Origin of the sequence: Escherichia sp. WS338 (genome assembly GCF_046486405.1) — a bacterium.
In the GTDB taxonomy this organism is placed as follows: Bacteria; Pseudomonadota; Gammaproteobacteria; order Enterobacterales; family Enterobacteriaceae; genus Escherichia; species Escherichia coli.
On the sequence record NZ_JBJQLL010000005.1, the window covers coordinates 35,452 to 58,573 of the forward strand.

Below are 23,122 nucleotides of genomic sequence, written 5' to 3' on the forward strand. Positions count from 1 at the left end.
GCAGCGTGTTCATCAGGCAAGTTTCACCATGATCATTCCAGCCAACAGCAGCACCAGGCCAATCCAGCCTTTACGATTTAACCGTTGACCAAACAAGATCCAACCTGCGGCTAACGTGGCGGCAATACCAAATCCGCCCCACAATGCATAAGCGACAGACAAGTCGATCCCTTTAACGGCCTGAGAAAGCGCACTAAAGGCAGCCAGCACCGCCGCCAGAGAGAGCAAGCCAAATATTTTGCGACGAAAGCCGTCAGAAAATTTCAAAAAGACGTTAGCAACGATTTCCAGCACGATTGCCAATGCCAGCCAGGCGGCGTGAACCCATTCAAACTGCGCCATGGTTCACCTCCAGTTCAGGTTTACGCGCTTTACGGGTACCTGATTTGATCAACACAATCCCGGCGACCAGGGTGGTTAACCCGGCAATTTTCATCAGAGATAAACTTTCGTCGAATAACAAAACGCTAAACAAGGTAATAAATAAAATACCGATACCTTCCCACAGCGCATAAGCTACGCCTAAGGCGATCTTTTTAACGGCGAAAGAGAGAAATATATACGACAGAGAAATCATCACCAGCATTAAAATAAAGCCGCCATTTCCCTCACTGACGCTCGCCCATTTCATGGACAGCGTACCGGTAATTTCTGTAGCAATAGCCAGACCTAATAAAATCCAATAAATATACATTGCCCTTCTCCTGCAAGAGAATTATTTTAATTTTCGCTTAATTCAGCGAAACCAAAGTAAAGTGGTCAAGCCCGCGCTTAGCGCAAGTTTTGGCAGAAGAAAGGACTAAAGCGCGTTGCGCCAGTGCTGCTCACCTACGAGCAAGATAGTGGATGAGGTACGAAGATGGGTAAATGTAGAAAATAACGTCCTGAACAAATTGTCCATAATATTACAATTATCCGCAGTGTTGCTTCTCGTCATCGCGGATGATAATTGTCCTCGGTAGTTGAACACGCCTGATTTGTATCATAGCTTAAGAATTAACTCAAAATATTTTCACTTCTTTACCTGAGCGGTTTGATTTTCGTTATGATGACGGAGCGAAAAAGACATTATTATTAGCCAAGGAAGAAAAAACGGGGACAAGCATGGCAAAGCCGATCATCACGCTCAATGGCCTAAAAATCGTCATTATGTTGGGAATGCTGGTCATTATTCTCTGCGGTATCCGTTTTGCCGCCGAGATCATCGTGCCGTTTATTCTCGCATTATTTATTGCTGTTATTCTTAACCCGCTGGTGCAACACATGGTCCGCTGGCGTGTGCCGCGTGTACTGGCAGTGTCAATTTTGATGACCATCATCGTGATGGCGATGGTGTTGCTGTTAGCTTATCTGGGTTCCGCGCTCAATGAGTTGACGCGGACGTTACCGCAATATCGCAACTCTATTATGACGCCACTGAAAGCGATTGAACCGTTGTTGCAACGCGTAGGGATTGATGTCTCAGTTGACCAACTGGCGCATTACATTGATCCGAACGCGGCGATGACGTTGCTCACCAACTTATTGACGCAGTTATCTAATGCCATGTCATCAATCTTTTTATTGCTGCTGACGGTGCTGTTTATGCTGCTCGAAGTGCCACAATTGCCCGGGAAATTTCAGCAAATGATGGCGCGTCCGGTTGAAGGGATGGCGGCGATTCAGCGTGCGATTGACAGTGTGTCTCATTATCTGGTGCTGAAAACAGCCATCAGCATCATCACCGGCCTGGTCGCATGGGCGATGCTCGCCGCACTCGATGTTCGCTTCGCTTTTGTCTGGGGATTGCTGGCCTTTGCGCTTAATTACATCCCGAATATTGGTTCAGTTCTCGCGGCAATCCCCCCTATTGCTCAGGTACTGGTGTTTAATGGCTTCTACGAAGCGTTGCTGGTGCTGGCGGGATATCTGCTGATTAATCTGGTCTTCGGCAATATTCTGGAGCCGCGCATCATGGGACGTGGGCTGGGGCTTTCGACATTGGTGGTATTTTTGTCGTTGATTTTTTGGGGATGGTTGTTAGGACCGGTGGGTATGCTGCTTTCCGTGCCGTTGACAATTATTGTCAAAATTGCGCTTGAACAAACAGCGGGAGGTCAAAGCATCGCCGTTCTGTTAAGCGATCTCAATAAAGAGTGACGGCCTCCGCAGAGGCCGTCAGGGTTACAGAGCTTTCAGGATTGCATCCACGCTGGCTTTGGCGTCACCAAACAGCATGTGGGTGTTTTCCTTGAAGAACAGCGGGTTTTGCACACCAGCATAGCCAGTGTTCATCGAACGTTTAAAGACAATCACGTTCTGCGCTTTCCACACTTCCAGCACAGGCATACCAGCAATCGGACTCTTCGGATCATCCTGCGCCGCCGGGTTAACCGTATCGTTAGCACCAATCACCAGTACGGTATCGGTATCAGCAAAGTCATCGTTGATCTCGTCCATTTCCAGCACGATGTCATACGGTACTTTTGCTTCAGCCAGCAATACGTTCATATGTCCAGGCAAACGCCCCGCAACCGGGTGGATACCGAAACGCACGTTGATACCACGAGCGCGCAGTTTCTCGGTAATTTCAGCGACAGGATATTGCGCCTGCGCGACTGCCATGCCGTACCCCGGAGTAATGATCACTGAATGGGAGTTTTTCAGCAGTTCCGCTGTCTCTTCTGCGGTGATTTCGCGGTGCTCGCCCACTTCCTGATCATCGCCAGTAGAAGAGCCGTCGGTGCCGAAACCACCCGCAATAACGCTGATAAAGGAACGGTTCATCGCCTTACACATAATGTAAGAAAGGATAGCGCCCGAAGAACCGACCAGCGCACCGGTCACAATCAGCAGATCGTTGCTGAGCATAAAGCCCGCAGCCGCAGCCGCCCAGCCGGAGTACGAGTTCAGCATCGACACCACCACTGGCATATCTGCACCACCGATGGAGGCGACTAAATGCCAGCCGAATACCAGCGCAATGGCGGTCATTATCAGCAATGCCAGCACTTGCAGGCCGACGCTGTCCGTGCGAACAAATACAATCAGCAGCAGGAAGGAAACGACCAGAGCCGCCAGGTTCATTTTGTGACGGTTTGGCAGCATCAACGGTTTAGACGAAATCTTGCCACACAGTTTGCCGAACGCCACCACCGAACCCGTGAACGTTACCGCCCCGATGAAGATACCGAGGAACACTTCCGTCAGGTGAATATTGACCAGAATCGGTGCCATTCCCGCGTCATGATGCAGATAGCTGTTAAAGCCAACCAGCACTGCCGCCAGACCCACGAAGCTGTGCAGGATCGCCACCAGTTCTGGCATTTCGGTCATTTCAACTTTCTTCGCCAGCCGGATACCAATTGCCCCACCAATGACCATCGCCAGCAAGATCCAGCCAACATTACCCGTATCCGGTCCAAAAATGGTTGCGATTAACGCAATCGCCATCCCGGCGATACCGAAGTTGTTACCCTGGCGAGACGTTTCATGTTTCGAAAGACCGGCCAGACTGAAGATAAACAGGATCGCGGCAACAATGTATGCAGCTGTAACTAATCCTCCAGACATATGTTACCCCTTAATTTTTGCGGAACATTTTCAGCATGCGCTGAGTCACGGTGAAGCCACCGAAAATATTAATGCTGGCTATAAGCACCGCGATAAAACTAAGGAAGCTAACCCAGCCGCCCTGGCCAATCTGCAACAGTGCTCCGACAACAATAATCCCTGAAATCGCGTTGGTGACCGACATCAACGGTGTATGCAGCGCGTGCGATACATTCCACACCACGTAATAACCGACAACACAGGCCAGCGCAAAAACGGTGAAGTGCCCAAGAAACTCTTTCGGCGCAACGCTTGCCAACCAGCCGAAAAGAATGATTGCCAGCGCCATCAACGCGTATTTACGCCACGGTGAGCAGGCACATTTTTCCTCGGTTTTCACTTCCGGTGCCGCTTTTTGTGCCGCCTGCGGCTGAGCTGATACCTGAATCGGCGGTGCCGGCCAGGTAATTTCGCCCGCACGGATCACGGTCACGCCGCGAATCACCACATCATCAAAATCAACAGTGATATTGCCGTCTTTCTCTTTGCACAACAGTTTCAGCAGATTAACGAGGTTAGTACCGTAAAGCTGTGAGGATTGCGTCGGCAGACGGCCCGGAAGATCGGTATAACCAATCACTTTGACACCATTTTCCGTAGTGAAGATTTCACCCGGCACGGTGTATTCACAGTTGCCGCCGTTTTGGGCTGCCAGGTCGACAATCACACTACCCGCCTTCATGGAGTCAACCATTTCACGGGTAATTAGCTTCGGCGCTGGTTTGCCTGGAATAAGCGCGGTGGTGACAATGATATCGACCTCTTTTGCCTGGGCGGCAAAGAGTTCCATTTCCGCTTTGATGAACGCGTCCGACATCACTTTGGCATAGCCATCGCCGCTGCCCGCTTCCTCTTTAAAATCCAGCTCGAGGAATTCCGCGCCCATACTTTGAACTTGTTCTTTCACTTCCGGGCGGGTGTCGAATGCACGCACAATCGCGCCGAGACTGTTTGCAGCGCCAATGGCGGCCAGACCCGCAACACCCGCACCAATCACCATCACTTTTGCCGGTGGCACTTTCCCGGCCGCAGTAATTTGCCCGGTAAAGAAGCGCCCAAATTCATGTGCCGCTTCAACAATGGCGCGATAACCGGCGATATTCGCCATCGAGCTTAGTGCGTCCAGCGATTGTGCGCGTGAGATACGCGGCACAGAGTCCATCGCCATCACGGTCACGTTACGTTCCGCAAGTTTTTGCATTAATTCCGGATTCTGCGCAGGCCAGATAAAACTCACCAGCGTTGTCCCAGGATTCAGTAACGCAATTTCATCATCTAACGGCGCATTGACCTTCAGAATGATCTCTGACTGCCAGACGCTATTCCCTTCTACAATTTCAGCGCCCGCTTGCACAAACGCTTTATCGTCAAAACTTGCCAGTTGACCCGCGCCGCTCTCTACCGCGACGGTAAAACCCAGTTTCAGCAGCTGTTCCACTGTTTTTGGCGTTGCTGCAACACGGGTTTCATTGGTTAACCGTTCTCTTGGTATGCCAATTCGCATGATATTCCCTTCCATCGGTTTTATTGATGATGGTTTGCCTGTGTCAGGAGCCACACAAGCCGCTCATGTACGAGCTAAATGTTACTCCGTTAAAATAAATTAGTAACAAACGCCCTATAACGTACTGAAAATTATGCCTGTGATCTAGCGCCAAAAATCAGTATTTCGGCGTGAACTCGCAAAATATTAACGATTCAGCCGTGATAGTGGGATAAACACCTTAGAACGCCGGATAAAGACTGATAATTGTCTTCGGCGTTCGCATAAAACGAGACATCGCCCCGGCACGAATCACTACTTAACATTAAATTAACTTATACAATTCAGTTGCTTCAGTAGTATTGATGCTGATACGGCTGTTTTTTAAGCATAGACGGCCATTTGAGCAGGATTAAAATTGGCTTAAGGAATGTGATATGAAAAATGACGCAGACAGTTACACCGTTTAAATGCAATAATCAGCCACGTTTCTCGTTAATAACAATACCAGTACCTGGTTTGCGCAAGGCGAAGGATTATTTTTATGAAGCTTAAGAACACCCTCCTGGCGTCGGCACTGCTTTCTGCTACGGCATTCTCCGTTAACGCAGCAACAGAACTGACACCGGAGCAAGCGGCAGCGGTTAAACCTTTTGACCGTGTAGTGGTTACCGGTCGTTTTAATGCTATTGGCGAAGCGGTGAAAGCCGTTTCTCGTCGCGCTGATAAAGAAGGTGCCGCCTCTTTTTATGTTGTCGACACTTCTGATTTTGGTAACAGCGGTAACTGGCGTGTGGTCGCTGACCTCTATAAAGCCGATGCTGAAAAAGCAGAAGAAACAAGTAATCGCGTAATTAACGGTGTTGTCGAACTGCCGAAAGATCAGGCTGTTCTGATTGAACCGTTTGACACGGTCACCGTCCAGGGCTTCTATCGTAGCCAGCCAGAAGTCAATGATGCCATCACCAAAGCGGCAAAAGCGAAAGGTGCCTACTCTTTCTACATCGTTCGTCAAATCGATGCCAACCAGGGCGGCAACCAGCGTATTACTGCATTCATCTATAAAAAAGATGCTAAGAAACGTATCGTCCAGAGCCCGGATGTGATCCCGGCAGATTCCGAAGCAGGACGTGCAGCTCTGGCTGCCGGTGGCGAAGCCGCGAAGAAAGTTGAGATCCCGGGGGTTGCGACTACCGCATCACCAAGCTCTGAAGTCGGTCGCTTCTTTGAAACCCAGTCATCAAAAGGCGGGCGTTACACTGTCACGCTCCCAGACGGCACTAAAGTCGAAGAACTGAACAAAGCGACCGCAGCGATGATGGTCCCGTTCGACAGCATCAAATTCTCTGGCAACTACGGCAACATGACTGAAGTCTCCTATCAGGTTGCGAAACGTGCCGCGAAGAAAGGTGCTAAGTATTACCACATCACCCGCCAGTGGCAAGAACGTGGTAATAACCTGACCGTCAGCGCAGATCTGTATAAATAACTATTCAGTTACTCCTATAAGGCGGCTTGATGCCGCCTTTCGCATTTTTAGTCACAAATTTCCCCGCGACCATTGCATGCAGACACATCTCTTCGTAAAATCCCGCGCTTCAGTGGCAAACTCCATTTTTATGCGTTTTGCCCTAATATTTATTCTTCTTGTCACGTTTTAATCACTGGATATCGATGGAAAAGAAACTGGGACTGAGCGCACTCACCGCGCTGGTATTAAGCTCAATGCTGGGCGCGGGTGTTTTCAGTCTGCCGCAAAATATGGCGGCAGTTGCCAGCCCGGCAGCACTGCTCATCGGCTGGAGTATTACTGGTGCTGGTATTTTATTACTGGCCTTTGCCATGCTGATCCTCACGCGCATTCGTCCCGAACTTGACGGCGGTATCTTTACCTATGCCCGCGAAGGATTTGGTGAGCTAATCGGCTTTTGTTCCGCATGGGGATACTGGCTGTGCGCGGTCATCGCCAACGTCTCCTATCTGGTGATCGTTTTTTCCGCGTTAAGCTTTTTTACGGACACGCCGGAATTGCGCCTGTTTGGCGATGGTAATACCTGGCAATCGATCGTCGGTGCATCGGCTTTATTGTGGATTGTTCACTTTTTGATCCTGCGCGGAGTGCAAACCGCTGCCAGCATTAACCTGGTGGCGACACTGGCAAAATTGTTGCCGCTGGGTCTGTTTGTTGTGCTGGCGATGATGATGTTCAAACTGGATACCTTCAAGCTCGACTTCACCGGACTTGCACTTGGCGTACCCGTTTGGGAACAGGTGAAAAACACCATGCTGATCACCCTGTGGGTTTTCATTGGTGTGGAAGGTGCCGTGGTTGTTTCTGCGCGTGCGCGTAATAAACGTGATGTTGGCAAAGCGACACTGCTGGCGGTTCTCTCCGCTCTGGGCGTTTACTTGCTGGTAACGCTGCTTTCGCTGGGCGTGGTGGCACGTCCTGAACTGGCTGAAATTCGTAACCCGTCAATGGCCGGACTGATGGTGGAAATGATGGGACCGTGGGGCGAAATCATCATCGCTGCCGGTTTGATCGTTTCCGTTTGCGGTGCGTACTTAAGCTGGACCATCATGGCGGCAGAAGTTCCGTTCCTGGCAGCCACTCATAAAGCATTCCCGAGCATTTTTGCGCGCCAGAACGCACAAGCTGCGCCATCCGCTTCACTGTGGCTGACCAATATCTGCGTGCAAATTTGTCTGGTACTCATCTGGCTGACCGGTTCCGATTACAACACATTGCTGACCATCGCCTCAGAAATGATTCTGGTGCCCTATTTCCTGGTCGGCGCGTTCTTGCTGAAAATCGCAACCCGTCCACTGCATAAAGCGGTAGGTGTCGGTGCCTGCATTTATGGCTTATGGTTATTGTACGCCTCTGGTCCAATGCACTTGCTGTTATCCGTTGTTCTGTATGCACCGGGGCTGCTGGTTTTCCTGTACGCGCGTAAAACGCATACCCATGATAATGTACTGAATCGTCAGGAAATGGTGCTGATTGGCATGCTGTTAATTGCCTCAGTTCCGGCGACCTGGATGCTGGTGGGATAACGTTCATCCCATCGTTGGATAGCAAAGGAGATAACGATGGGTAAAGCCCAACCCTTGCCAATATTAATTACTGGCGGAGGTCGTCGCATCGGCCTCGCCCTCGCCTGGCATTTCATTAATCAAAAGCAACCGGTGATTATCAGCTATCGGACGCACTATCCCGCCATTGATGGACTGATTAACGCAGGTGCGCAGTGTATTCAGGCTGATTTTTCGACCAACGACGGTGTGATGGCGTTTGCCGATGAAGTACTAAAAAGCACCCATGGCCTGCGTGCTATTTTGCATAACGCCAGCGCGTGGATGGCAGAAAAACCAGGTACACCACTGACCGACGTACTGGCTTGCATGATGCAGATCCACGTTAATACCCCATACCTACTCAACCATGCACTGGAAAGATTACTGCGTGGGCACGGACACGCCGCCAGCGATATCATTCACTTTACCGATTATGTGGTGGAGCGCGGTAGCGACAAACATATTGCCTATGCTGCAAGCAAAGCGGCACTGGATAATATGACCCGCTCGTTTGCCCGCAAGCTGGCACCGGAAGTGAAAGTGAATTCTATTGCGCCATCGCTAATCCTGTTTAATGAACATGATGATGCCGAATATCGACAACAGGCGCTGAATAAATCACTGATGAAAACCGCGCCTGGCGAGAAAGAAGTAATCGACCTGGTCGATTACTTACTTACCAGCTGCTTTGTCACCGGACGCAGTTTCCCTCTTGATGGCGGTCGTCATCTGCGTTAATGCAGCTTAATCCAGCATATAATCAACACCCATGCGCTTATCCCCCAACACGCAACAGAACCAACAAAAGCGGCGGGCAAGCGCATCATTCCGGTGAAATACCACAGCGACGCCAGGTAAACAAAATAGGGAATAATCGACCACATGCTAAAAATGATGGTTGCGCGTAAGGCTTCAATGCCGCGTTCGCTGGCAACAATATAATGCGCGATGAGCGCAAAGGTCGGGAAAAGTGGGATCAGCCCGGCGATATAATAATTTTTCGTTTTTGCTAAAACACCAATCAACAGCACTACCAGCGCACCGAGCGCGGCTTTGATTACCAGCCCCATCTTTTTACCTTAACACTTCCATAACAAGTCACCAGTAGAATACCTGATGAAACCTTGTTTAGAAACGATTGATAGTAAGTAAAAACAGCGCGGTGTATTGTGACGTTTTTATATCTACCGTGAATGTTATGAATACTATCGTATTTGTGGAAGATGATGCGGAAGTCGGTTCACTGATTGCCGCGTACCTGGCAAAACATGATATGCAGGTTACCGTGGAACCGCGCGGCGACCGGGCCGAAGAAACTATTCTGCGAGAAAATCCGGATTTGGTGTTACTCGACATCATGCTACCAGGCAAGGACGGCATGACCATTTGTCGTGATTTACGCGCAAAGTGGTCCGGACCGATTGTTCTTCTAACCTCTCTCGATAGCGATATGAACCACATCCTGGCACTGGAAATGGGCGCCTGCGACTATATTCTCAAAACGACGCCCCCTGCTGTTTTGCTAGCGCGTTTACGTTTGCATTTGCGTCAGAATGAGCAAGCCACAGTGACCAAAGGTATTCAGGAAACGTCTCTGACTCCCTACAAAGCCCTGCATTTCGGCACGTTGACCATCGATCCCATCAACCGCGTAGTCACCCTGGCTAACACTGAAATCTCGCTCTCGACAGCTGATTTCGAATTATTGTGGGAATTAGCTACCCATGCCGGGCAAATCATGGACCGCGATGCATTGCTGAAAAATTTACGCGGCGTCAGTTATGACGGACTGGATCGTAGCGTGGACGTGGCTATTTCGCGGTTAAGAAAAAAACTGCTCGATAACGCCGCAGAACCTTATCGCATTAAAACTGTGCGTAACAAAGGCTATCTTTTTGCGCCTCATGCATGGGAATAAGCGATGAAAAAACTGTTTATCCAGTTTTACCTGTTATTGTTTGTCTGCTTCCTTGTGATGTCTCTGCTGGTTGGGCTGGTGTACAAATTTACCGCCGAACGCGCGGGCAAACAGTCGCTGGATGATTTGATGAACAGTTCGCTGTATCTGATGCGCAGCGAATTGCGTGAGATCCCCCCACACGATTGGGGTAAGACGCTGAAGGAGATGGATTTAAATCTCTCTTTCGATCTGCGAGTCGAGCCACTGAGTAAATACCATCTTGATGATATTTCCATGCACCGGCTGCGTGGCGGCGAAATTGTCGCCCTGGACGATCAGTACACTTTTTTGCAACGTATCCCGCGCAGCCACTACGTGCTGGCAGTTGGTCCTGTTCCTTATCTTTATTACCTCCATCAGATGCGATTACTGGATATCGCCCTGATCGCTTTTATTGCCATTTCCCTCGCCTTTCCGGTGTTTATTTGGATGCGTCCGCACTGGCAGGATATGTTAAAACTGGAAGCAGCGGCGCAACGATTTGGCGATGGGCATCTCAATGAACGTATCCACTTTGATGAAGGTTCGAGCTTTGAACGACTTGGCGTCGCATTTAACCAGATGGCGGACAATATCAACGCCTTGATTGCCAGCAAAAAACAGCTTATTGACGGTATCGCTCACGAACTGCGAACACCGTTAGTGCGCCTGCGTTATCGACTGGAGATGAGCGATAACCTGAGCGCCGTCGAATCCCAGGCGTTGAATCGCGATATCAGTCAACTTGAAGCTTTAATTGAAGAGCTGCTGACTTATGCCCGACTCGATCGCCCACAAAATGAGCTTCATCTTAGCGAACCAGACCTGCCGTTGTGGCTGTCAACGCATCTGGCAGATATTCAGGCAGTAACGCCCGATAAAACGGTACGGATAAAAACGCTCGCGCAAGGCCATTATGCTGCGTTGGATATGCGCTTAATGGAGCGCGTGCTGGATAATTTGCTCAATAACGCCCTGCGCTACTGTCACTCAACGGTTGAAACCAGCCTGCTACTGTCGGGGAATAGAGCGACATTAATTGTTGAGGATGATGGCCCAGGGATTGCCCCTGAAAACCGCGAACATATCTTTGAACCTTTTGTTCGCCTCGATCCCAGCCGGGATCGCTCAACCGGCGGCTGCGGGCTGGGGCTGGCAATTGTCCACTCTATAGCACTGGCAATGGGCGGTACGGTTAATTGTGACACCAGCGAACTGGGTGGTGCCCGCTTCTCGTTTAGCTGGCCGTTATGGCATAACATCCCGCAATTTACCTCTGCTTGACATTACGCGCACGGTGGTCAAGTCACCACCACTGTGCTATAAAATAAGGATGTTGTAACTAAAGTGGTTAATATTATGGCGCGTTACGATCTCGTAGACCGACTCAACACTACCTTTCGCCAGATGGAACAAGAGCTGGCTGCATTTGCCGCTGAGCTAGAACAGCACAAATTGCTGGTTGCCCGCGTGTTCTCTTTGCCGGAGGTAAAAAAAGAGGATGAGCATAATCCGCTTAATCGTATTGAGGTAAAGCAACATCTCGGCAACGACGCGCAGTCGCTGGCGTTACGTCATTTCCGCCATTTATTTATTCAACAACAGTCCGAAAATCGCAGCAGCAAGGCCGCTGTTCGTCTACCTGGCGTGTTGTGTTACCAGGTCGATAACCTTTCGCAAGCAGCGTTGGTCAGTCATATTCAGCACATCAATCAACTCAAGACTACGTTCGAGCATATCGTCACGGTTGAGTCAGAACTCCCCACAGCGGCGCGTTTTGAATGGGTGCATCGTCATTTGCCGGGGCTGATCACCCTTAATGCTTACCGAACGCTCACTGTTCTGCACGATCCCGCCACTTTACGTTTTGGCTGGGCCAATAAACATATCATTAAGAATTTGCATCGTGATGAAGTCCTGGCACAGCTGGAAAAAAGCCTGAAATCACCGCGCAGTGTCGCACCGTGGACGCGCGAGGAGTGGCAAAGAAAACTGGAGAGAGAGTATCAGGATATTGCTACCCTGCCACAGGACGCGAAGTTAAAAATCAAACGTCCGGTGAAGGTGCAGCCGATTGCCCGCGTCTGGTACAAGGGAGATCAAAAACAAGTACAACACGCTTGCCCTACGCCGCTTATTGCGCTGATTAATCGGGATAATGGCGCGGGCGTGCCGGACGTTGGGGAGTTGTTAAATTACGATGCCGACAATGTGCAGCACCGTTATAAACCACAGGCGCAGCCGCTTCGTTTGATCATTCCACGGCTGCACCTGTATATTGCGGATTAACGCCCGGCTTTCATACTGCCGACCATCTGTTCTGGCCGTACCCAGCTGTCAAACTCGGCTTCGCTAAGATACCCCAGCGCAAGGGCTGCAGCTTTTAAGGTCAGCCCTTCTTTATGCGCTTTTTTGGCGATCTCGGCGGCTTTGTCATAACCTATGTGGGTGTTAAGCGCAGTCACCAGCATCAGCGATTCATTGAGTAATTGATTGATTCGCTTACGATTCGGTTCAATGCCCACTGCGCAGTGTTTGTTGAAACTTTCCATGCCATCTGCCAGCAAGCGCACCGATTGCAGGAAATTATGGATCACCATCGGACGGAAGACGTTCAGTTCAAAGTTACCGGAAGCGCCACCCATGTTGATCGCCACATCGTTCCCCATCACCTGACAGCAGAGCATGGTTAATGCTTCACACTGCGTCGGGTTCACTTTCCCCGGCATGATTGAGCTACCCGGCTCATTTTCCGGGATTGAGATTTCACCAATTCCGCAGCGCGGGCCAGAGGCCAGCCAGCGGACATCATTGGCAATTTTCATCAGTGACGCAGCCAACCCTTTCAACGCGCCGTGCGCCTGAACCAGGGCATCACAGGTCGCCAGCGCTTCAAATTTGTTCGGCGCGGTAACAAACGGTGCACAAGTAATGACTGCCAGTTCATCTGCCACGCGACGCGCATACTCCGGATGGGTATTTAGTCCAGTACCCACCGCTGTACCGCCAAGAGCCAGTTCCGCTACATGCGGCAGGCTGTATTCGATATGTTTCAGATTATGCTCGAGCATCGCTACCCAGCCGGAAATCTCCTGCCCCAGCGTTAACGGCGTGGCGTCCTGCAAGTGGGTACGACCGATTTTGACGATATCAGCAAATACGCGGGATTTTTCACTCAGCGTCTGGGTCAGGGTTTTAAGTTGTGGAATGAGTTGCTTGCGCAGCGCCAGTAGTGCCGCAACGTGCATCGCCGTCGGAAAGACATCGTTGGAACTTTGGCTTTTGTTCACGTCGTCGTTAGGGTGAACTTTACGTTCCATCCCGCGCACGCCACCGAGTAATTCACTGGCCCGGTTAGCCAGCACTTCGTTCATGTTCATGTTACTTTGCGTGCCGGAGCCGGTCTGCCAGATAGCCAGCGGGAATTCGTCGTCATGCTGTCCTGCCAGTACTTCATCCGCCGCCTGCCGAATGGCGCTCGCTTTCTCTTCAGACAACAAGCCTAAATCTTCATTAACTTTTGCCGCTGCGCGCTTGGTTAGTGCCAGCGCATGAATCAGTGAGGTGGGCATTTTCTCCGTCGAAATGCGGAAATGCTCCAGCGAGCGTTGAGTTTGTGCGCCCCACAGCTTATCTGCCGGGACATCAATCGCCCCCATCGAATCTTTTTCGCTGCGTACTGTATTCATGGCCTGCTCCTCACCTGATTAATTTTTTCTTTCTGTTTTGCTTTCGTTAAGCAACTTTTAGCTCACTCATTATTTACCATTTGATAACAAATGTTTGGTCTTTCGTGCCATGTAAAAAAACCGCCCCGAAGGGCGGCTCTGTTTATTTCACACAGCGGGTGCACTGTGTGAGTTGTATCTGCTGGAAGAAGTCATTTCCTTTATCATCCACAAGGATAAACGCCGGGAAATCTTCCACTTCAATTTTCCAGATGGCTTCCATTCCTAGTTCCGGATATTCAACACATTCCAGGCTCTTAATACTACCCTGCGCCAATACAGCTGCCGGACCACCGATACTACCGAGGTAGAAACCGCCGTGTTTTTTACAGGCATCCGTCACCTGCTGGCTGCGGTTGCCTTTCGCCAGCATGATCATACTTCCGCCCTGCGCTTGCAGTTGATCGACATAAGAATCCATCCGTCCGGCGGTCGTTGGGCCAAGAGAACCGGAGGCATAACCTTCCGGCGTTTTGGCCGGACCCGCGTAGTAAATCGGATGATCTTTAATATACTGCGGCACCCCTTCGCCGTTATCCATCCGCTCTTTCAGTTTGGCGTGAGCAATATCACGACCAACGATAATCGTGCCATTCAGCGATAAGCGTGTAGAAACGGGATACTGCGACAACTGTGCGAGGATCTCTTTCATCGGACGGTTAAGATCAACGCGCACCGCTTCGCCTTCTCCCGCTTTGCGCAGCTCTTCCGGAATATATTTGCCTGGATTATGTTCCAGTTTTTCGATCCAGATCCCCTGACGGTTGATCTTCGCTTTGATATTACGGTCAGCAGAACAGGAGACGCCCATTCCGACCGGGCAGGATGCGCCGTGACGTGGCAGGCGAATCACGCGGATGTCGTGAGCGAAGTATTTACCACCAAACTGCGCACCCAGACCAAGATTTTGCGCTTCGATCAGCAATTCTTTTTCCAGTTCCACATCGCGGAACGCCTGACCGTGCTCATTCCCTTCCGTTGGCAGTTCGTCATAGTATTTAGCGGAAGCCAGTTTCACTGTTTTAAGGTTAGTTTCCGCAGAAGTTCCACCAATTACGAACGCAATATGATACGGAGGACAGGCCGCCGTACCCAGCGTGCGCATCTTCTCAACCAGGTAATTTTTCAGTTTCCCCGGCGTTAGTAACGCTTTGGTTTCCTGATAGAGATACGTCTTGTTTGCCGAACCACCACCTTTGGCGATACAGAGGAATTTGTACTCGTCGCCATCAACGGCATAAAGATCGATCTGCGCTGGTAGATTGGTGCCGGTATTCACCTCTTTATACATATCCAGCGGCGCGTTTTGCGAGTAGCGCAGATTATCTTCGATATAAGTGTTATAGACACCGCGTGCCAGCGCCGCTTCATCACCGCCACCGGTCCATACACGCTGCCCTTTTTTGCCAACAATAATCGCGGTGCCGGTATCCTGACAGGTTGGCAGAACGCCTTTCGCCGCGATGTCGGAGTTGCGCAGGAATTGCAGCGCCACATATTTATCATTTTCGCTGGCTTCCGGGTCACGCAGAATGTCGGCCACCTGTTGTTGGTGAGCCGGACGCAGCATAAATGACGCATCATGAAACGCCTGACGCGCCAACAAAGTTAACGCTTCGGGTGCGACTTTCAAAATCTCCTGCCCTTCAAATTCAGATACGCTAACGTGTTCGCTGGTTAGCAGGTAATACTCAGTATCATCTTTTTTGAGTGGAAAAGGAGCCTGATAATGAAAGGGTTTGTTTGACATTGTTCTCTCACTTACTGCCTGGTTTGGTTATGCTCTGGGCGGGTGTTCCGTTGCCCTGTTAAAAGCGAGTAACAATATCCTACACACTTTTTTAACAAAAACTGAGACTAGTACGACTTTTTGCGGCTCCAGGTTACTTCCCGTAGGATTCTTGCTTTAATAGCGGGATTAATTTCCACATTAAAACAGGGATTGATCATGCAAAAACTCATTAACTCAGTGCAAAACTATGCCTGGGGCAGCAAAACGGCGTTGACTGAACTTTATGGTATGGAAAATCCGTCCAGCCAGCCGATGGCCGAGCTGTGGATGGGCGCACATCCGAAAAGCAGTTCACGAGTGCAGAATGCCGCCGGAGATATCGTTTCACTGCGTGATGTGATTGAGAATAATAAATCGACTCTGCTCGGAGAGGCCGTTGCCAAACGCTTTGGCGAACTGCCTTTCCTGTTCAAAGTATTATGCGCAGCACAGCCGCTCTCCATTCAGGTTCATCCAAACAAACGCAATTCTGAAATCGGTTTTGCCAAAGAAAATGCCGCAGGTATTCCGATGGATGCCGCCGAGCGTAACTATAAAGATCCTAACCACAAGCCGGAGCTGGTTTTTGCGCTGACGCCTTTCCTTGCGATGAACGCGTTTCGTGAGTTTTCCGAGATTGTCTCCCTGCTCCAGCCGGTTGCAGGTGCACATCCGGCGATTGCTCACTTTTTACAACAGCCTGATGCCGAACGTTTAAGCGAACTGTTCGCCAGCCTGTTGAATATGCAGGGTGAAGAAAAATCCCGCGCGCTGGCGATTTTAAAATCGGCCCTTGACAGCCAGCAGGGTGAACCGTGGCAAACGATTCGTTTAATTTCTGAATTTTACCCGGATGACAGCGGTCTGTTCTCCCCGCTGTTGCTGAATGTGGTGAAATTGAATCCTGGCGAAGCGATGTTCCTGTTCGCTGAAACGCCGCACGCTTACCTGCAAGGCGTGGCGCTGGAAGTGATGGCGAACTCCGATAACGTGCTGCGTGCGGGTCTGACGCCTAAATATATTGATATTCCGGAACTGGTTGCCAATGTGAAGTTCGAAGCCAAACCGGCTAACCAGTTGTTGACCCAGCCGGTGAAACAAGGTGCAGAACTGGACTTCCCGATTCCTGTGGATGATTTTGCCTTCTCGCTGCATGACCTTAGTGATAAAGAAACCACCATTAGCCAGCAGAGTGCCGCCATTTTGTTCTGCGTCGAAGGCCATGCAACGCTGTGTAAAGGTTCTCAGCAGTTACAGCTTAAACCGGGTGAATCAGCGTTTATTGCCGCCAACGAATCACCGGTGACTGTCAAAGGCCACGGTCGTTTAGCGCGTGTTTACAACAAGCTGTAAGAGCTTACTGAAAAAATTAACATCTCTTGCTAAGCTTATTAAAGGCTTATAACACCTTCAGGCGGCCAGTCCGCCTGATTTCATTTTATGGATAATCATTATGAATAAATCGCTGGTAGCGGTAGGCGTCATTGTTGCGCTAGGCGTAGTCTGGACAGGCGGCGCATGGTATACAGGCAAGAAGATTGAAACCCATCTCGAAGACATGGTCGCGCAGGCGAACGCGCAACTCAAACTGACCGCTCCTGAATCCAACCTGGAAGTCAGTTATCAAAACTATCATCGCGGCGTATTCAGCAGCCAGTTGCAACTGTTGGTGAAACCCATTGCCGGGAAAGAAAATCCGTGGATTAAAAACGGTCAGAGCGTCATCTTCAACGAATCGGTTGATCATGGTCCCTTTCCCCTTGCCCAGCTCAAAAAACTGAACCTGATCCCGTCGATGGCATCAATTCAAACCACGCTGGTTAATAATGAAGTAAGCAAACCACTGTTTGATATGGCAAAAGGTGAAACGCCTTTTGAGATTAACTCCCGCATTGGTTACAGCGGTGATTCCAGTTCCGATATTTCGCTCAAGCCGCTGAATTACGAGCAAAAGGATGAAAAAGTCGCCTTTAGCGGCGGCGAGTTCCAGTTAAATGCGGACAGAGACGGCAAAGCTATCTCCCTTTCCGGGGAGGCGCAAAGTGGTCGGATAGACGCGGTTAACGAATATAACCAGAAAGTACAGTTGACCTTTAATAATCTGAAAACCGACGGTTCCAGCACGCTGGCAAGTTTTGGTGAGCGCGTAGGAAATCAAAAACTGTCACTGGAAAAAATGACCATTTCAGTGGAAGGCAAAGAACTGGCACTGCTGGAAGGCATGGAGATCAGCGGTAAATCGGATCTGGTCAATGACGGTAAAACGATCAATAGCCAACTGGATTACTCGCTAAACAGCCTGAAGGTACAGAATCAGGATCTGGGCAGCGGCAAGCTGACTTTAAAAGTCGGCCAGATTGATGGTGAAGCCTGGCATCAGTTTAGCCAGCAATATAACGCGCAAACTCAGGCGCTGCTGGCACAGCCAGAAATTGCCAACAATCCCGAACTTTATCAGGAGAAAGTGACGGAAGCCTTCTTTAGCGCTCTGCCGCTGATGCTGAAAGGCGATCCGGTGATTACTATCGCGCCGCTAAGCTGGAAAAACAGTCAGGGTGAAAGTGCGCTGAATCTGTCGCTGTTCCTGAAAGATCCGGCAACGACTAAAGAAGCGCCGCAAACGCTGGCGCAGGAAGTAGATCGTTCGGTTAAATCTCTGGATGCGAAACTGACCATTCCGGTGGATATGGCAACTGAGTTGATGACTCAGGTAGCGAAGCTGGAAGGTTATCAGGAAGATCAAGCGAAAAAACTGGCGAAACAGCAAGTTGAAGGTGCATCAGCAATGGGGCAGATGTTCCGTCTGACCACCTTGCAGGACAATACCATCACCACCAGCCTGCAATATGCTAACGGTCAGATCACGTTAAACGGGCAGAAAATGCCACTGGAAGATTTCGTTGGTATGTTTGCAATGCCGGCATTAAACGTTCCGGTCGTACCCGCTATTCCGCAGCAGTAATTCACGGCCAATACGCCGGAGGTTTTTCTCTCCGGCGTAATTTCTTACTTCAGCATAAAGTCATACTGAATACTCATTTTCACATCCCAGTAATTCAGGCGATCGCCCAGCGCACTGCCATCGCGCTTTTCCTGCCCTTTATCGGCAGCAAGAAAGAAATTCATCCCTTGTAACGGCCCTTCGCTGACCCGATAGTTCATACCACCTAAGATACCCGCGCCTTCAATCCGCACATCTCGTTTACTGGATTCATAGCCGCGGGTCACAATCGGTGCAAATGTCAGCGTAAATTGCGGAGTTAAACGATAGTTGACGCCCAATTGCCAGGACTGCATTCCTTCACGGTTACGATCAAGACTTAATGAAAAGGGATAGCCAATGTCAGTATCCACCACGGCACCATTCATTGCATGGCGCAAATAACCACCACTGCCAAATACGCTTCCCCACGGCGCATTCCAGGTCAATTGTCCACTAACCAACGCCGTTTCATTGGGCTGGCTGGTATTACGACTTAAACCTTCGAGCTGCGCGTAAAAGCCGAGCAACTCCCCTTTCAACGTATAATTCGGGTCGAGCGGTATGCTTTTCTCGAGAATACTTTGTATCTGATTGGAAACATCTTTCTGTACCGATGCCCCCAGAGAATAGCGACTGGTATCATCATGCCAACTGGCGGCTAAAAAAGAACGTGCGCGATGTTTATCGTATTTTCCCGTCTGGCTGTTATAAACCCCTTCATCACGAATACCGGTTGTTGAATCGGTCCATAAAAATACTCGTGAACGCCACATTCCCCACAGATCAATATTTGGCGTTAAAGCCCAATAACCTAATGCTCCTTCAGAAACAGTCGGTAATGTACGTTGCGAACTGCCAGCCATTAACGGAATACGATAAGGTAAGCTACCATAACTATAATCCGTCCCGAAGCGACCTAATTTTAGCAGGCTATTTTCACTGGGTTTTATTTTTACTGCCCCCAGGGCAAAGCCAAAACTTTTATCACCATCAAGATACCACCGGGTACTCATATCAGCACGAGCACCTAATTTATAAACATAATACGCCCCGCCTTCAACGCCAATAATATTGGAATAATAACCACTATTGAAATCGAGCAATCCTCCCTGTACCCATGCGTAAATATCTCTTCCCGTGCCAGCACTGGGCTTATCAGCCCTGCGTAATTCGTTTTTCAGTCTGATGCGTAGTCCCGCTTCATCGTCAGCCGGTTGCGCCGCGTAAGCAGAGGTAAGGCCAGAGGCAGCCGTCAGGCAAATAACGGCCATGGCCACTATTTTTCTCATAGTTGCACCTTTGATGTTCTGATTATTTTTATTGAATATTAACTAGTGATATCGTTGATTAATTGCTGCTGAACTTTTTTACGATTATCAATTTCAACAACGATTTCTTTGAATTTTTTATCCGTGAGCGGATAAAACCAGATAATGACGAATGCCAGTAGCATAAATCCGCAAGGTACTAAGGCAATTGATGTGCGGATGCCCATAATAACTTCCGGCGTTTGCGCCTGATTGGCGATATATCCGCTTAATCCCAAAATAAAGGCAGGAATTGAACCTCCGATTGCCTGACCGCATTTACGGGTAAATGAGAATAGTGAATAGGTGAGCCCTTCAATTCGCACGCCGGTCAGGTATTCACCGTATTCTACGGTATCAGCTTCCAGTGCCCACATCACGGTCATGGTAACGCCCTGGCCAATTGATGCGATGGCCAACGCAACCAACGCCACCGGCAGTGACCAGACGGAAACCCAGAAGAACAGCAGATAACCGCAGGTTCCCAGCAAAGCGCCAATCAGGAAGGTATTCTTTTTACCGATCCTCGCGACCATCCCCGGCACCAGCGGTGCCGATGCCACAGTACCGACCAGGTTTTGCACCAGTACCAGCACAGTGAACAGCCCGGTATCATTTAACACATAGCGCACGTAGAACAACGACGAGGCGCTGACCGCGAAGGTCGAAATCAGCACACACAGCGCACCGATGCACAACATAAACAGCGGGCGATTCCGTTTCAGGGTTTGCAGACTGATCTTCAATGACGGCTGCGCCACGATACGTACCACATTCTCACGCGTCGATTTGAAGCAGATGAAGTAAAGCACCATTCCGGCAATCGCCAGCACAATTGTCCAGAAATGATATACCGACACCATCTCTTCCGGGCTGGAGTTCTTAATGCTCGGTCCTATCAGAAATGCCAGGCAGACAAAGGTCAATGAAGCGGCAATCCCGCGAGCCGCGCCCAGACGGGCGCGGGATTGTGGTTGTTGGGTCATCGCGGTAGCAAGTGAACCATAAGGAATATTCACCAGGCTGTAGCAAAGCCCGAGTCCCATGTAGGTCAAATATGCATACACAACTTTGCTGCTATGGCTCCAGTCGGTCGGCACCCAGAATACCAGCACGCTGAAGATCATTAACGGCGCAGTACCGAAGAGTAAAAACGGGCGGAATTTTCCCCATCGGGTATTCACACTGTCCACCACTCGTCCGGCAAAGACATCGGCGAAGGCATCGAATACCCGCACCAGTAACAGCATGGTGCCCGCCGCAGCGGCACCGACGCCAGCGACGTCGGTGTAGTAACTCAACAGGAAGAGCGCCCCCATTGCGAAGGCGAAGTTATTGGCGACGTCACCGAGGCTGTAGCCGACGATGGTGCGCCAGGAGAGTTGTTGATTCATTGTTTGCCTCCCTGCTGCGGTTTTTCACCGAAGTTCATGCCGGTCCAGCGTTTTTGCAGCAGAAAAGCCGCCGACTTCGGTTTGCGGTCGCGGGTGAAGATCCCTTTCTTGTTACCGCCAACGCGCAATATGCCTTGCGAGGTCGCAAAATCGGCGAAATTCCATACCTGCTCACCGACGACAGCGCTGACGCGATCAAAGACGCGGTGATACATATCCAGCCAGGCGCACTGATACTCTTCACTCCACATGTCGGTGTACATTGAGTGCAGGCCGGCTAACGTATCCACGCCGTATTCGGTGATGATAATCGGCTGATGCAGTTTCTCCTGCCAGGCCAGAAGTTCTTTTTCCAGTACCTTCTCTGCCGTTTCCAAATCGCCGCTTTGGACATACCAACCGTAATAACGGTTCAGGCACAGCACATCAAAGAGATCGCTGATGGTATCGGTGTGAGCGTCGCAGAACATTACATTGACGCAGGTGATCGGACGCGTCGGATCGAGTTTACGCGTTGCTTCCGCCAGTGGCGCGAAATATTCCCGTGCACCTTGCGGACGGGTATCCGGTTCGTTGGCAATACTCCACATCACCACGCTTGGGTGGTTTTTGTCACGCGCAATCAGCTCTTTAATCGCCTGTAAGTGCGCCTGCTGGGTTTCCCCGTTGACTGCCTCTTCGCTGTACAGTTCTTTCGGCTTGTTGCCCGCTTCGAAACCAATGCCTAAAGAGAGGTTAAAGCCGACAGCTGCAGTTTCATCAATCACCACGATGCCATGTTCATCTGCCCAGTCGAGCATCTCTTCAGCGTAAGGGTAATGCGAGGTACGGTAGGAGTTGGCCCCAATCCAGTCCATTAGTGCGTGATCGTGCACCATCAGCACGTTATCGAATCCTTTGCCGCGCAAATCCGCATCTTCATGACGACCAAAGCCAGTAAAGTAGAACGGTTTGTGGTTGATCAGGAACTGTTCGCCCTTCACTGCCACTGACCGGATGCCGACGCGCAGCAGGTAGATATCACACTCTGTCTGGCTTTTGGCTGTGACGCACAGTTCATAGAGATAACCTTCACCCGGTTGCCAGAGGTGCGGATTCACCACTTGCAAAGTCCCGCTGGTACCTTGTCCAGTTGCAACCACCTGCTGATCCGCATCACGCAGTTCAACGCTGACATCACCATTTGCTACCACCTGCCAGTCAACAGACGCGTGGTTACAGTCTTGCGCGACATGCGTCACCACGGTGATATCGTCCACCCAGGTGTTCGGCGTGGTGTAGAGCATTACGCTGCGATGGATCCCGGCATAGTTAAAGAAATCATGGAAGTAAGACTGCTTTTTCTTGCCGTTTTCATCGGTAATCACCATTCCCGGCGGGATAGTCTGCCAGTTCAGTTCATTGTTCACACAAACGGTGATACGTACACTTTTCCCGGCAATAACATACGGCGTGACATCGGCTTCAAATGGCGTATAGCCGCCCTGATGCTCCATCACTTCCTGATTATTTACCCACACTTTGCCGTAATGAGTGACCGCATCGAAACGCAGCACGATACGCTGGCCTGCCCAACCTTTCGGTATAAAGACTTCGCGCTGATACCAGACGTTGCCCACATAATTACGAATATCTGCATCGGCGAACTGATCGTTAAAACTGCCCGGCACAGCAATTGCCCGGCTTTCTTGTAACGCGCTTTCCCACCAACGCTGATCAATTCCACAGTTTTCGCGATCCAGACTGAATGCCCACAGGCCGTCGAGTTTTTTGATTTCACGGGTTGGGGTTTCTACAGGACGTAACATAAGGGACTCCTCATTAAGATAAAAATACTGGTCAACCTTT

19 protein-coding genes are annotated in these 23,122 nt (G+C 50.2%); 9 read left to right on the plus strand and 10 right to left on the minus strand.

Features of this window, described 5'->3' with window-relative positions; translation table 11 throughout:
- Window positions 1-12: 12 nt before the first annotated feature.
- Together mdtI and mdtJ are read right to left on the minus strand one after the other, a co-directional pair.
- Window positions 13-342, minus strand: coding sequence for a multidrug/spermidine efflux SMR transporter subunit MdtI (mdtI, locus tag ACJHWT_RS05690; RefSeq protein WP_000046661.1), 330 nt, complete (start codon window positions 340-342; stop codon window positions 13-15).
- Window positions 329-694 (minus strand): multidrug/spermidine efflux SMR transporter subunit MdtJ, encoded by a 366-nt coding sequence (gene mdtJ, locus ACJHWT_RS05695; RefSeq protein WP_000276149.1) that lies wholly within the window; start codon window positions 692-694, stop codon window positions 329-331. Before mdtJ ends, mdtI begins: the two co-directional genes overlap by 14 nt.
- 410 nt (window positions 695-1,104) lie before the next feature.
- On the opposite strand from mdtJ, the gene tqsA reads away from it, so the two are divergent.
- Complete coding sequence (gene tqsA / locus ACJHWT_RS05700) at window positions 1,105-2,139, plus strand: AI-2 transporter TqsA (protein ID WP_001118212.1); 1,035 nt, start codon at window positions 1,105-1,107, stop codon at window positions 2,137-2,139.
- Between the two features lie 24 nt (window positions 2,140-2,163).
- Here tqsA and pntB read toward each other — a convergent pair whose 3' ends face one another.
- Together pntB and pntA are read right to left on the minus strand one after the other, a co-directional pair.
- Window positions 2,164-3,552: a Re/Si-specific NAD(P)(+) transhydrogenase subunit beta gene (gene pntB, locus ACJHWT_RS05705; RefSeq protein WP_000014036.1), complete on the minus strand. Its 1,389-nt coding sequence runs from the start codon at window positions 3,550-3,552 to the stop codon at window positions 2,164-2,166.
- A gap of 10 nt (window positions 3,553-3,562) precedes the next feature.
- The gene (gene pntA, locus ACJHWT_RS05710) at window positions 3,563-5,095 is read right to left on the minus strand and encodes a Re/Si-specific NAD(P)(+) transhydrogenase subunit alpha (protein WP_001295398.1); all 1,533 of its coding nucleotides are present in this window, start codon (window positions 5,093-5,095) and stop codon (window positions 3,563-3,565) included.
- Between the two features lie 523 nt (window positions 5,096-5,618).
- Between pntA and ydgH the strand changes: the two genes are divergently transcribed.
- The 3 genes from ydgH (at window position 5,619) to folM (ending at window position 8,890) form a co-directional block, all read left to right on the plus strand.
- Window positions 5,619-6,563, plus strand: a complete 945-nt coding sequence (gene ydgH, locus ACJHWT_RS05715) for a DUF1471 family protein YdgH (protein ID WP_000769322.1) — start codon at window positions 5,619-5,621, stop codon at window positions 6,561-6,563.
- Window positions 6,564-6,748: 185 nt separating this feature from the next.
- Complete coding sequence (locus tag ACJHWT_RS05720; protein WP_000412395.1) at window positions 6,749-8,131, plus strand: amino acid permease; 1,383 nt, start codon at window positions 6,749-6,751, stop codon at window positions 8,129-8,131.
- A 36-nt stretch (window positions 8,132-8,167) separates the two neighbouring features.
- The gene (gene folM / locus ACJHWT_RS05725) at window positions 8,168-8,890 is read left to right on the plus strand and encodes a dihydromonapterin reductase (RefSeq protein WP_000513658.1); all 723 of its coding nucleotides are present in this window, start codon (window positions 8,168-8,170) and stop codon (window positions 8,888-8,890) included.
- On the opposite strand, the gene ACJHWT_RS05730 is transcribed toward folM, so the two are convergent.
- Window positions 8,887-9,222, minus strand: coding sequence for a GlpM family protein (locus ACJHWT_RS05730; protein ID WP_000524861.1), 336 nt, complete (start codon window positions 9,220-9,222; stop codon window positions 8,887-8,889). The two genes, folM and ACJHWT_RS05730, sit on opposite strands and share 4 nt — an antisense overlap.
- A 128-nt stretch (window positions 9,223-9,350) precedes the next feature.
- Here ACJHWT_RS05730 and rstA point away from each other — a divergent pair, with 128 nt between their 5' ends.
- From rstA to tus, 3 genes are all read left to right on the plus strand, one after another.
- Window positions 9,351-10,070 carry a two-component system response regulator RstA gene (gene rstA, locus ACJHWT_RS05735; protein WP_001317857.1) on the plus strand — a complete coding sequence of 240 codons (720 nt, stop codon included), beginning with the start codon at window positions 9,351-9,353 and terminating at the stop codon, window positions 10,068-10,070.
- Window positions 10,071-10,073: 3 nt separating this feature from the next.
- On the plus strand, window positions 10,074-11,375 hold the full coding sequence (rstB, locus tag ACJHWT_RS05740) for a two-component system sensor histidine kinase RstB (RefSeq protein WP_000732513.1): 1,302 nt from the start codon (window positions 10,074-10,076) through the stop codon (window positions 11,373-11,375).
- A gap of 75 nt (window positions 11,376-11,450) precedes the next feature.
- Window positions 11,451-12,380 (plus strand): DNA replication terminus site-binding protein, encoded by a 930-nt coding sequence (gene tus, locus ACJHWT_RS05745; RefSeq protein WP_001695767.1) that lies wholly within the window; start codon window positions 11,451-11,453, stop codon window positions 12,378-12,380.
- On the opposite strand, the gene fumC is transcribed toward tus, so the two are convergent.
- Together fumC and fumB are read right to left on the minus strand one after the other, a co-directional pair.
- Window positions 12,377-13,780 (minus strand): class II fumarate hydratase, encoded by a 1,404-nt coding sequence (gene fumC, locus ACJHWT_RS05750; protein ID WP_001099118.1) that lies wholly within the window; start codon window positions 13,778-13,780, stop codon window positions 12,377-12,379. The genes tus and fumC overlap by 4 nt on opposite strands.
- Window positions 13,781-13,922: 142 nt before the next feature.
- Window positions 13,923-15,569 carry a class I fumarate hydratase gene (gene fumB, locus ACJHWT_RS05755; RefSeq protein ID WP_000066641.1) on the minus strand — a complete coding sequence of 549 codons (1,647 nt, stop codon included), beginning with the start codon at window positions 15,567-15,569 and terminating at the stop codon, window positions 13,923-13,925.
- Window positions 15,570-15,767: 198 nt separating this feature from the next.
- Between fumB and manA the strand changes: the two genes are divergently transcribed.
- Entirely contained in the window at window positions 15,768-16,943 is a 1,176-nt protein-coding gene (manA, locus tag ACJHWT_RS05760; RefSeq protein WP_065203446.1) for a mannose-6-phosphate isomerase, read from the plus strand.
- 100 nt (window positions 16,944-17,043) lie between these two features.
- Window positions 17,044-18,552: a YdgA family protein gene (locus ACJHWT_RS05765; protein WP_001043321.1), complete on the plus strand. Its 1,509-nt coding sequence runs from the start codon at window positions 17,044-17,046 to the stop codon at window positions 18,550-18,552.
- Between the two features lie 44 nt (window positions 18,553-18,596).
- Here ACJHWT_RS05765 and uidC read toward each other — a convergent pair whose 3' ends face one another.
- Genes uidC through uidA form a run of 3 tightly spaced genes read right to left on the minus strand, consistent with a single transcriptional unit; the run spans window position 18,597 to window position 23,082 of the window.
- Window positions 18,597-19,862: a glucuronide uptake porin UidC gene (uidC, locus tag ACJHWT_RS05770; RefSeq protein WP_001227064.1), complete on the minus strand. Its 1,266-nt coding sequence runs from the start codon at window positions 19,860-19,862 to the stop codon at window positions 18,597-18,599.
- A gap of 38 nt (window positions 19,863-19,900) precedes the next feature.
- Window positions 19,901-21,274 (minus strand): glucuronide transporter, encoded by a 1,374-nt coding sequence (uidB, locus tag ACJHWT_RS05775; protein WP_001075887.1) that lies wholly within the window; start codon window positions 21,272-21,274, stop codon window positions 19,901-19,903.
- The gene (gene uidA, locus ACJHWT_RS05780; RefSeq protein WP_000945910.1) at window positions 21,271-23,082 is read right to left on the minus strand and encodes a beta-glucuronidase; all 1,812 of its coding nucleotides are present in this window, start codon (window positions 23,080-23,082) and stop codon (window positions 21,271-21,273) included. The genes uidB and uidA overlap by 4 nt, the downstream gene beginning before the upstream one ends.
- Window positions 23,083-23,122: the final 40 nt, after the last annotated feature.